Source organism: Tsukamurella sp. USMM236 (genome assembly GCF_037148755.1).
In the GTDB taxonomy this organism is placed as follows: Bacteria; Actinomycetota; Actinomycetes; order Mycobacteriales; family Mycobacteriaceae; genus Tsukamurella.
Map to the genome: position 1 here is coordinate 1 of NZ_JBBCSS010000027.1, position 325 is coordinate 325.

At 67.1% G+C, this 325-nt stretch carries 1 protein-coding gene; it reads right to left on the reverse strand.

The window, feature by feature from the left end; translation table 11 throughout:
- A partial coding sequence (locus WFK95_RS24805) for an acyl-ACP desaturase (protein ID WP_336672302.1) occupies positions 1 to 325 on the reverse strand: 325 nt, incomplete at both ends.

Here is a 325-nt window from a genome sequence, read left to right on the forward strand (position 1 = left end):
GGGGACCAGGTCGAGGCCGGCGGCGGAGATGTTGCGGTAGAAGATCATGTGCAGGTTCTCGTCGGCGGCGATGCGCTGGAGCATCTTGTCGGCGATGGGGTCCTGGCAGACCTTGCCGGTGTTGCGGTGGCTGACGCGGGTGGCGAGCTCCTGGAAGGTCACGTACGCCACCGAGTGCAGCATCGTGCCGGTCTGCTCCGTCTGCTGAGCCACTTTGCCCTGGGGGTCCCAGCCGTTGGTCATGTGGATCATGCGGGCCTGCTCGAGCTTGACCGGGTCGACGCCGCGGGTGACGACGAGGTAGTCGCGCATGGCGATGCCGTGG